The 365-nt window shown below is 64.9% G+C and carries 1 protein-coding gene; it reads right to left on the reverse strand.

Translation table 11 applies throughout. The features are described 5' to 3' along the window. Positions 1-365, reverse strand: a 365-nt coding sequence (locus tag AC1DYP_RS24875; RefSeq protein WP_477048574.1) for an FGGY family carbohydrate kinase, incomplete at both ends; no start/stop codon positions are given.

The raw sequence follows: 365 nt of genomic DNA on the forward strand, positions 1-365 counted from the left end.
AGACGGTGGGCTGGTCACCGATCTTGTAGCAGACGGTGGTGAGGAGTCCGTTCTTGCTCATCACCTTCTCGGTACCGGTGTTGAGGAGCACGAAATTGCCGGTGCCGTAGGTGTTCTTGGCCTCGCCGGGGGACAGGCACGCCTGGCCGAAGGTCGCGGCCTGCTGGTCGCCGAGGATGCCGGCGATGGGTACACCGCGGAAGGGGCCGCGCTCGCGACCGGTGCCGTAGACCTCGGAGCTGGATTTGATCTCGGGGAGCATCGACAGGGGGATTCCCATGTCCGCGCAGATGCCCTCGTCCCACTGCAGGGTGTCGAGATCCATCAACAGGGTGCGCGAGGCGTTGGTCGGGTCGGTGTAGAAC

The sequence above is a fragment of the Caulobacter sp. P1_D6 genome (assembly GCF_056406095.1).